This is a genomic window from Nocardia thailandica NBRC 100428 (assembly GCF_000308795.1).
Taxonomy (GTDB): domain Bacteria; phylum Actinomycetota; class Actinomycetes; order Mycobacteriales; family Mycobacteriaceae; genus Nocardia; species Nocardia thailandica.
In genome coordinates, this window is the sequence record NZ_BAGK01000136.1 from 1 (window position 1) to 9,249 (window position 9,249).

The following is a 9,249-nucleotide window of genomic DNA, read 5'->3' on the forward strand; positions in this document are numbered from 1 at the left end:
CGCGGGCGGACTGACCACGACCTGTCTCGACGTCGGCGAGCCCGGTGTGCGCGAGGCGGTGGTGTTCCTGCACGGCGCGCCCGGCTGCGCCGCCGAATGGCAGCCGCTGCTGGCCCGGATCGGCGCGCTCGGCCGCGCGGTCGCCGTCGACCTGCCCGGTTTCGGCTCCTGCCGCACCCCGCCGGGTTTCGATCACCACGCCGCGGGCGGTTACCGGGCCTTCCTCGACGCGGCCTTCGCCGAACTTGGACTGGACCGGGTGCACCTGGTCTGTCACGGTTTCGGCGCAGCGTGGGGCTTGGCCTGGGCCGCGTACCGGCCGCGCCGGCTGGGGTCGCTCACCACCATCAGCGCCCCGCCGCCCCCCGAGCACCGGCCGCATCCGTGGGCCAGGGCCTGGCGGATCCCGCTCGCCGGGGAGATCGTGCAGCTGGCCACCACCCGGCACACCCTGCGCTGGGCGCTGCGCCGGGCCAGCCCCGGCGCGAACGCGAGCGGCTTCGCCGACCGGCTCTTCGCCGACTACGACCGGCACACCCGCCGCACGGTGCTGTCGGTCTACCGCGCCGACCGCGATCCGGCGATGTTCGACACCGCGGTGGCCGCCCACGTGCCGGGCCTGGCCCTCTACGGCGCCCGCGATCCGTGGCTGCCGCACGGTTTCACCCGCGCCGAGACCGCCGCGCGCCCGCACTGTCACGTCGAGGTGCTGCCCGAGCTGGGGCACTGGCCGCACGCCGACGCGCCCGGCACCGTCGCCGAGCAACTCGTGTTGTTCCTGCGCCGCCACATCCGTCCCACCCCCGACGACGTCCCCGCGGGCTCGGGCTACCGCTGACCGGCCGAGGCGGCCCGGTGAGCGGGACACGATGTCCCACCAACTATTGCCCGGTACCCGAGGTACCACTAAAATCGGGAGGCGAGCACCACCCGAGGAGACACCGATGACGCTGTCCACACCGAAGCACACCCGCTCCGACCCGGAGTACCACGACATCCTGCGCGGCCTGTCCGAGGGCTCGGTCACCAAGCACTTCGACCCCTACGTCGACATCGACTGGGACTCCCCCGACTTCGTGGTCGACCCCACCGACCGCCGCTGGATCATGCCCGTCGAGGACCCGCTCGGCCGCCACCCCTGGTACCGCGCCCAGCCCGTGGAACGCCAGATCGAGATGGGCATGTGGCGCCAGGCCGGCATCGCCAAGGTCGGCCTCGACTTCGAACAGCTCCTCATCCGCGGCCTCATGCAATACCTGGTCTCGGTGCCCAACGGCGACCCCGAATTCCGGTACGTCACCCACGAGGCCGCCGAAGAGTGCAACCACACCATGATGTTCCAGGAGATGATCAACCGCATCGGTCATCTCGACGTCATCGGCATGGGCCCGATCGACCGCAAACTCACCATGATCATCTGGCCCGCGGTCAAATACTTCCCCGAACTGTTCTTCACCATGATCCTCGGCGGCGAGGAACCCATCGACCACCTGCAGAAGTCCCTGCTCCGGGGCGGCGCCGACCTGCATCCCATGGTGCGGCGGGTCATGCAGATCCACGTGGCCGAAGAGGCCAGGCACATCTCCTTCGCCCACGAATACCTGCGGCGCAACGTGCCCGGCATGAACGTGGCGACGAAATTCGTCCTGTCCCTGGCCTTTCCGCTGGCCATGCGGATCATGCTCGACATGATCGCCACTCCGCCGAAGGAATTCGTGGAGAAGTTCGCCATCCCGGATCAGGTGATGCGCGAGGCGTACTGGGGTGACCCGGAATCGCGGCGCCAGATCCGCGACCTCTTCGCCGACGTGCGCGCCCTCGCCGAACACAGCGGGCTCATGAACCCCATCGCCCGCCGTGCCTGGCAGCTGCTGCGCATCGACGGGCCCGCCTCGCGCTACCGCAGCGAACCCGCCCGCAAGATCGCCTGACCCACCCCCCGGCCCGGCCCGCCACCCGCGGGCCGGGCTCTCGTGTGCGCACCGGCGCGCACCCCGACAGGAGTTCGACGATGAATCCCGACCGCCACCTGACCGCCGCCGACGAGCCGTGGCCGGCACCCGACCCCGCCGTCCTGCCCGCCGACGACGCGTTCCACGTGCCGCCGGCCGGTTTCGCCGCGCTCCCCCCTGGCACGGTGCTGCGGTACCGCCCGGTCCGGCTGGCCGCGTTCGGGCTCGTCCCGCTGCGCCTCACCGCCTGGCAGCTGCTCTACCGCACCGCGGACCTGCACGGCGCGCCCGAGGTCGCGGTCACCACGGTGGTGGCCGCAGGGGCGCCCGAGCCGGGACGGGTCCGCCCGCTGCTGTCGTTCCAGTGCGCGATCGACGCGGTGTCCTCGCGCGGGTTCCCCTCCTACGCGCTGCGGCACCGGTCCCGGGCGCTCGGCTCCTTCCCCCAGGTGGAGATGCTGTGCTTCGCCGACGCGCTCGCCCGCGGCTGGGTGCTCTCGATCCCCGACCACGAGGGCGCGCTCGGCGCCTGGGGCGCCCCGCGCGAACCGGGCCACCGGACCCTGGACGGCGTCCGGGCGGCCATGGCCTTCGCCCCGCTCGGCCTGTCCACCGACAGCCCGGTCGGCCTGTGGGGCTACTCCGGCGGCGGCCTCGCCACCGCGTGGGCCGCGGAACTCGCGCCCACCTACGCCCCGGAACTGACGATCGCGGGCGCGGTGCTCGGGTCACCGGTCGGCGACCTCGTCGCGACCTTCCACCGCCTCAACGGCGGCCTGCACGCCGGCCTGCCCACCCTCGTCGTGGCCGGGCTGCGCCGGGTGTACCCGGCCCTGGACCGGGTGATCGAGGAGTGTTTCACCGAGGCGGGACGGACGCTGCTCGACCGGGCCGCGGGCTGGACCACCGGGCTGGCCGTGGCCCGGCTGGCCCGCTACGACATCAACCGGCACGCGCTCATGCCCCTCACCGACGTGCTGGCGCTGCCGCAGATCGAGGCCGTCTTCGACGACCTGCGGCTCGGCACGCAGGCCCCGGCCGCGCCGCTGCTGGTGGTGCAGTCGGTCGGCGACCAGATCATCGCGGTGGCCGACATCGACGCCCTGGTCGAGCGCTACCGCGACCACGGCGCCGCCGTCACCTACCTGCGCGACCGCCTCAGCGAGCACATCAGCCTGCTGCCGCTCTCGGCGCCGCTGAGCATGAACTGGCTCGCCGACCGGTTCGCCGGCGCCCCCGCGGCCGAGCCGGGCACCCGGACGGTCTGGAGCGTGCTCGGCCTGCCCGAGGGGCGCCGCGGCCTCGCCGGGCTCGCGCGCGCGGCCCTCGGCGTCCTGGCCGGGCGGGTCGGGGTGACCGCGCCGCCCGCCCCGGACCGCGACACCGCGGCAACCCGCGAGCAAGCGGCCTGACCGGCCGCGACGCCGGTGTGCCCTGGCGCGTCGCGCGCGACGCGCTTGCGCAACCGGCGCGCCGTGGTGTGTTGTTGATCGGTGACCAACACTTCCGGAGACGCGTATCCCCTCACGGACACGATGACCACCGCGGCCACGACGCAGGACGGCGTGACGGTGCTGACCGTGGCCGGTGAGGTCGACCTGGCCACCGCGCCCGCGCTGGAGACGGCGCTGGAATCGGTGCTCGCGGCCAAACCCGAGGCGCTGGTGATCGACCTGACCGCGGTCGGTTTCCTGGCCTCGGCGGGCATGGCGACGCTCGTGGCGGCCCATCAGCGGGCCGGTGACACCACCGTCGCGGTGGTCGCCGACGGGCCCGCCACCAGCCGTCAGCTCAAGCTCACCAGCCTCGATCAGGTGTTCTCGCTCTACACCACCCTCGACGCCGCCCTCACCGCGCTGCGCGCACGGTAACGGGCCGACGAACGCGAGAGAACCCGGCGCCCCCGTGGGGCGCCGGGTTCTCCGGTCTCCGGGCTCAGCTCAGCACAGGCCGCGCAGGCGCTCGATGAGCGCGACCCGCGCGGCGGTGTTCTCGGCGAGGGGCACCACGTTCAGCACGGTCACGCCCGCCTCGGCGAAGGCCGCGATGCGCTCCTTGACGAAGCTCTCCGGGCCGACCAGCGACACGTCGCGCACCAGCTCGTCCGGCACGGCCTGGGCGGCGGCCTGCTTGTCCCCGGCCAGGTACAGCTCCTGGATGCGGTCGGCGGCGGCGCCGTAGCCGTACTTGGTGGCCAGCGTGTGGTAGAAGTTCTTGCCCTTGGCGCCCATGCCGCCGATGTAGAGGGCCAGGTGCGGCTTGACGAACTCCAGCAGCGGGGTGACGTTCTCGCCGATGGCCAGCGCGGGACCGGCGTAGATGTCGAGCGCGCCGAGGGCGGGGTCGCGCTTGGCGGTGCCCGCGGCGACCGCGTCGCCCCACACGTCCTTCGCCTTCTCCGGGAGGAAGAAGATCGGCTGCCAGCCGTTGGCCACCTCGGCGGCCAGCTCCACGTTCTTCGGGCCGAGGGCGGCCAGCAGCACGGGGATGTCCGCGCGGACCGGGTGGTTGATGAGCTTGAGTTCCTTGCCCAGTCCGGTGCCGCGCTCGGCGGGCAACGGGATCTGGTAGTACTTGCCCTGGTAGTTGAGCTTCTCGCGCCGCCAGACCTTGCGGCAGATCTCCACCAGCTCGCGGGTGCGGCCGATCGGGGCGTCGTAGGGCACGCCGTGGAAGCCCTCGATGACCTGCGGGCCGGAGGCGCCGATACCGAGGATGAACCGGCCGTCGGAGACGAAGTCGAGGCCCGCCGCGGTCATCGCGGTCAGACTGGGCGTGCGGGTGTAGAGCTGCAGGATGCCCGAGGCCAGCTGCACCCGTTCGGTCCGGGCGGCCAGGAAGCCCAGCGCGCTGACGGCGTCGAAGGAATAGGCCTCCGGCACGAAGACGATGTCGAGGCCGGCCCGCTCGAGGTCGGCGACCTCGGCCGCCACCTCTTTGAAGCCGCCCGAGTAGTTCAGGCTCAAACCGATCCGCATGCCTCACAACATAGCGCCGCCGTCCCCGCCCACCCCGACCGGTCGGTCCGGGCGGGCCGTGGCGGGGTCGCGCGGCCCGGCCGGTAGCGTGAACACCGATCCGTCACGCCCTACCGTTCTGAGAAAGGCCACGTCACCGTGTCGCAGTCCACCAGCACGCCGCAGCAGACCGAATCCTCCTTCGGCACCGTGACTTTGGACCGGTACCTGTCGGATCTGGCGGCCAAGGTCCCGGCCCCCGGCGGCGGCGCGGTCGCCGCGCTGCACGCCGCCCAGGGCGCCGCGCTGGTGGCCATGGTCGCCCGCTACACCACCCGCGCCAAGGACGCCGAGAACCGGCCGGTGATCGACCGCATCATCGACGCCGCCGACGCCGCCCGGGCGCGCTCGCTGGCGCTGGCCGACGCCGACGCCGCCGCCTTCACCGCGGTCGGGGCGGCCTACAAACTGCCCCGCGACACCGACGAGCAGGCCGCCGCCCGCACCGCGGCCGTCAACGACGCCCTGGTCGAGGCCGCGCGGGTGCCCGCCGCGGTGGTCGACGAGGCCGACGAGATCCTGTCGCTGGCCGCCGAGCTGCTGCCCATCGGCAACCCGAACGTGGTCACCGACATCGGCGCGGCGGCCGACGCCGCCCGCTCCGCCGCGCTCAGCTCGCAGCTCAACATCGAGATCAACGTGGGCTCGCTGCCCGCCGAGCTGGGCGACCGGTTCGCCACCGCGCTGCTGCGCATCGACGAGATCGCCGCCCGCGCGGACGCCCTGCACGCCGACGTCCTGCACGCCGTCCGGGGCTGACACCCGCAGGCGCGCGGGCGGCGCCGCCCCGCTGCCCCCGCTCAGCCGTCGATGCCGGCGACCGCGAGCACCAGCTTGCCCCGGATCCGCCCGGTGTCGGCGAGGCGGTGCGCCTCGGGGAGGTCCGCGATCGGGAGCACGCGCTCGGCGACCCGCAGTTCGCCCGCCGTCACGGCGGCGGCCAGGGCGGTCAGCGCCACGGCGCCCGGCGCGACGAAGAAGCGGTGGAACCGCGGGTCCGGGTGGGTGTCCGGGCCGTCGGCGGCGAGCAGGCGACCGTGCGGGCCGAGCGTGGTCAGCGAGCGCTCCAGGTGTTCCGGCGTGGCGACGAGGTCGGCCACGACGTCGAGGTCCGAGACGACGGCGGTGAAATCCGTCGCGCGGTGATCGATCAGCTCGTTCGCGCCCAGCGCGCGCAGGAACGCGTGGTTGTCCGGCCGGGCCGTGCCGACCACGTACGCGCCCCGCCGCGCGGCGACCTGCACGGCCAGGTGACCCACCCCGCCCGCGGCGGCGTGCACCAGCACGCGATCGCCCGCGCGCACCCCCGCCATGAGCTGCACGGCGGTCAGCCCCGCCACCGGCAGCGCCGCGGCGCGGGTCAGCGGCAGCGCGTCGGGCACCGGCGCGAGCAGCGCCGCCGGGGCGACGACGAATTCGGCGTTCGCGCCGCCGAACACCATGCCGAACACCCGCGTCCCCGGCCCGAGGCCCTCGACACCGGCCCCGGCCGACTCGACCACGCCCGCCACGTCGAGACCGAGCACGAACGGCGGCGCCCCCAGCTTGTCCAGCACGCCGGCGCGCACCTTCGCGTCGGCCGCGTTCACGCTGGTCGCGGCGACCCGGACCAGCACCTCCCCCGCGCCCGGCTCGGGACGCGGCACCTCGACACGCTCGAGGACCTCGGGTCCGCCGACACGGTTCTGTACGTATGCCCACATGCCCGTCGAGTCTGCCGAGGGCAGGTTCTCCTGGGAAGTAGGCACCTTTTCGATACCCTGGTACCTCGTGGAAACCTACCCCGCGCCGCCGAACGCGATCCAGGAGTACCTGCGCGACTGCCCCGCCCGGCAGTTGCTGGCCGTGCTCGCCGACAAGTGGGTGCTGCTGGTCCTCGGCGCCCTGCGCGCGGCGGGCGGCCCCGTCCGGTTCAACGAGCTGCGCAGGCTGCTCGACGGCATCACCCAGAAGATGCTCACCCAGACCCTGCGCACCCTCGAACGCGACGGGCTGGTCCGTCGCGACGTCTACCCCACCGTGCCGCCGCGCGTGGAGTACTCGATCACGCCCCTCGGCGCCGATCTTGGCCGGATCAGCCAGGCCATGGGCGACTGGGTCGTCGAGCACCGAGACGAGATCGAGACCGCCCGCGCGCGCTTCGACGCGGCGCAGGAACTGCCGGTCACGCCGCTGCCCGCGCCCGGACGGGACCGGTCCGGCGGAGTCCCGCCCCTGCCCGTAGCAAGCCGACACACCGAATGACCGGTCGGCCGTTACCCTTTCGATAGGCGGAGTTGATCATGAAATGCCTAGAATCGATGGTCGACTGACCGAACATCCGAAGGGGTGGCGCCAATGCGGAGCGCACTTCGTTATCTGTTCCTCGTGTCCCTGGCCGTGGTCCTCGCCGCGGTCGGGTCGGGGGTGGCGACAGCCACGATGATCGGGCAGACGCCCGGGCCCACCGTGACAGCCGTCTTCCCGGCGAACGGTCAGCGGGTGGGCATCGCCCAGCCCGTCACCGTGACCTTCGCCGCACCGGTCGCCGATCGGGCGGGGGCCGAACGGTCCCTGCGCGTCGCGGCGGGCTCGCCCCTGGCGGGCACCCTGACCTGGCTGGGTGACAACCAGGTCCGCTGGACCCCGACGGGCGTGCTGCCCGCCAATTCACCGATTTCCGTGCAATTCGGGCAGCTGCGTACCGAATTCCAGACCAACCAAGGCGTTTACGCCGAGGGCAACATGTCGACCCACCGTTTCGTGGTGAGCATCGGCGGCCAGGTGGTCCGGGACATGCCCGCGTCGTTCGGCAAGCCGGGCTGGGAATCGCCGAGCGGCACCTTCCCGGTGCTGGAGAAGTTCCGGAACGTGGTGTTCGATTCGCGCACCATCGGTATCCCGCTGGATTCGCCCGAGGGCTACATCATCGACGGCGAATGGGCCGAACGGCTCACCTGGGGTGGCGTGTTCGTGCATTCGGCGCCGTGGTCGGTGGATTCGCAGGGCTATGCCAACGTCAGCCACGGATGCGTGAATCTGGCGCCGGAGGATGCCGCCTGGTTCTACAACACCGTCGGTATCGGCGATCCGGTCGAACTGCACTGGTGAAATACCTTCTCGCGTCCACTCCCGGTGGGCGCGAGGAGAATTCCGTTCGTTTCTTTCCCCCGTGGCATTCGCCGAACACGGCGTGTGCGCAGTATCGTGCAGTGGCGAACTGCTGACACGCCGTGATGGCAGCGACAGCCTGATGAAGGTGGGGCGATGGATCGATCGGATGCGCACAGACCGGCCGGAGCGTGGCGAACGGACTCCGGACCGGCGCGTGATCCGCTCGCGCCCGAGGAGGACCTCTCGACCCCCGCGGGCATCCCGGTGGTCTCCCTGACCACGGCCGGCTCCGGCCGTCCCGCGCCGTCACTCTCGCGCTTCTTCAACGCCGACGCCTACGACACCGACAAGCTGCCGGTGGTCGGCGGGCCGTTCGATCCCGCGGCCGGACAACAGGTCTACGTCCCGGCCGAGCCGGACAACGGCCCCGACACCGATCGCCTGCCGATCGTGCGACTGCTGCCCGCCACGGGCTTCGCCGACACCTGGACCGCGGGCGCCCCGGCGGCCCGCGCCGAACCCGCCGCCGTGTCGGCCCCCGCCGCCCCCGACGACCCCACCGCCCTCGACGAGGTCCACGAGGCCGCCGAGGCCGACGGGGCCGATCGCCCCGCGCCGGACTACTTCGGCGACGACGAGGTGTTCGCCCGGATGATCGACCGGTCCCGGCGCCGCGCGATCCCCCGCTGGGCGGGTCCGCTGGCTGCCTCGGTGGCCGCGGCCGTGCTCGCGGGCGGCGCGTACCTGCAGTTCAGCGGCCCGGCGCCGCGGACGACCTCGGCCTCCGCCCCCCTGGCCGAGGTCTCGGCGCCGGGCGCGGTGATCCCGGTCGCCGGCCAGTGCCCGGACCAGCAGATCGGCGACCGGATCCAGGGCAGCGGCCCCGGCGGCACCGATTCCGGCGTGGCGGCGATCCTGGCCTTCCAGTACGCCTACTACGTGGCGCGCTCCGGCGACCAGGCGCACACGCTGGCCGCCCCCGACGCCACCATCCCCGCCGGCGCGGAGATCCAGCGCGGCATCGACACCATCCCCGTGGGCACCTCGCACTGCCTGTCGATCACCCCCACGGCGACGGCGGGCCAGTACCGCGTGGTCATCACCGAGTTCCGGCCGGACTCCGCGCCGCGCATCTACAACGCGCAACTGGTCGGGACGGCGAAGGTCAACGGCAAGACGCTGATCAC

General features: G+C 72.9%; 10 protein-coding genes. 8 read left to right on the forward strand and 2 right to left on the reverse strand.

What is annotated here, in order from left to right; genetic code table 11:
* The 4 genes from ON36_RS15160 to ON36_RS15175 all read left to right on the forward strand — a co-directional run.
* The coding region (locus ON36_RS15160) for an alpha/beta fold hydrolase (protein WP_052314018.1) at positions 1–838 on the forward strand (838 nt) is incomplete at its 5' end.
* 106 nt (positions 839–944) lie between these two features.
* The gene (locus ON36_RS15165; protein ID WP_043653132.1) at positions 945–1,931 is read left to right on the forward strand and encodes an AurF N-oxygenase family protein; all 987 of its coding nucleotides are present in this window, start codon (positions 945–947) and stop codon (positions 1,929–1,931) included.
* A gap of 80 nt (positions 1,932–2,011) precedes the next feature.
* The gene (locus tag ON36_RS15170) at positions 2,012–3,364 is read left to right on the forward strand and encodes a lipase family protein (protein WP_052314019.1); all 1,353 of its coding nucleotides are present in this window, start codon (positions 2,012–2,014) and stop codon (positions 3,362–3,364) included.
* Positions 3,365–3,487: 123 nt separating this feature from the next.
* Entirely contained in the window at positions 3,488–3,823 is a 336-nt protein-coding gene (locus tag ON36_RS15175; RefSeq protein ID WP_043653133.1) for an STAS domain-containing protein, read from the forward strand.
* A 69-nt stretch (positions 3,824–3,892) separates the two neighbouring features.
* Here the strand turns inward: ON36_RS15175 and ON36_RS15180 are convergent, their stop codons facing one another.
* Entirely contained in the window at positions 3,893–4,930 is a 1,038-nt protein-coding gene (locus ON36_RS15180; RefSeq protein ID WP_043653136.1) for an LLM class F420-dependent oxidoreductase, read from the reverse strand.
* A gap of 138 nt (positions 4,931–5,068) precedes the next feature.
* Here ON36_RS15180 and ON36_RS15185 point away from each other — a divergent pair, with 138 nt between their 5' ends.
* Positions 5,069–5,728, forward strand: a complete 660-nt coding sequence (locus ON36_RS15185) for a cyclodeaminase/cyclohydrolase family protein (RefSeq protein WP_052314020.1) — start codon at positions 5,069–5,071, stop codon at positions 5,726–5,728.
* A gap of 41 nt (positions 5,729–5,769) precedes the next feature.
* Here the strand turns inward: ON36_RS15185 and ON36_RS15190 are convergent, their stop codons facing one another.
* Positions 5,770–6,672, reverse strand: a complete 903-nt coding sequence (locus tag ON36_RS15190) for a quinone oxidoreductase family protein (protein WP_043653139.1) — start codon at positions 6,670–6,672, stop codon at positions 5,770–5,772.
* A 67-nt stretch (positions 6,673–6,739) separates the two neighbouring features.
* On the opposite strand from ON36_RS15190, the gene ON36_RS15195 reads away from it, so the two are divergent.
* From ON36_RS15195 to ON36_RS32755, 3 genes are all read left to right on the forward strand, one after another.
* A complete protein-coding gene (locus ON36_RS15195; RefSeq protein ID WP_052314021.1) occupies positions 6,740–7,213 on the forward strand; it encodes a winged helix-turn-helix transcriptional regulator in 474 nt (157 codons plus the stop codon).
* A gap of 93 nt (positions 7,214–7,306) precedes the next feature.
* Positions 7,307–8,059: a L,D-transpeptidase gene (locus tag ON36_RS15200; RefSeq protein WP_043653140.1), complete on the forward strand. Its 753-nt coding sequence runs from the start codon at positions 7,307–7,309 to the stop codon at positions 8,057–8,059.
* Between the two features lie 156 nt (positions 8,060–8,215).
* The coding region (locus ON36_RS32755) for a DUF8176 domain-containing protein (RefSeq protein WP_506330654.1) at positions 8,216–9,249 on the forward strand (1,034 nt) is incomplete at its 3' end.

Coding starts and splice junctions, on each gene's coding strand:
- ON36_RS15165 (WP_043653132.1), top strand. CDS start 945: ATGACGCTGTCCACACCGAAGCACACCCGCTCCGACCCGGAGTACCAC.
- ON36_RS15170 (WP_052314019.1), top strand. CDS start 2,012: ATGAATCCCGACCGCCACCTGACCGCCGCCGACGAGCCGTGGCCGGCA.
- ON36_RS15175 (WP_043653133.1), top strand. CDS start 3,488: ATGACCACCGCGGCCACGACGCAGGACGGCGTGACGGTGCTGACCGTG.
- ON36_RS15180 (WP_043653136.1), bottom strand. CDS start 4,930: ATGCGGATCGGTTTGAGCCTGAACTACTCGGGCGGCTTCAAAGAGGTG.
- ON36_RS15190 (WP_043653139.1), bottom strand. CDS start 6,672: ATGTGGGCATACGTACAGAACCGTGTCGGCGGACCCGAGGTCCTCGAG.
- ON36_RS15200 (WP_043653140.1), top strand. CDS start 7,307: ATGCGGAGCGCACTTCGTTATCTGTTCCTCGTGTCCCTGGCCGTGGTC.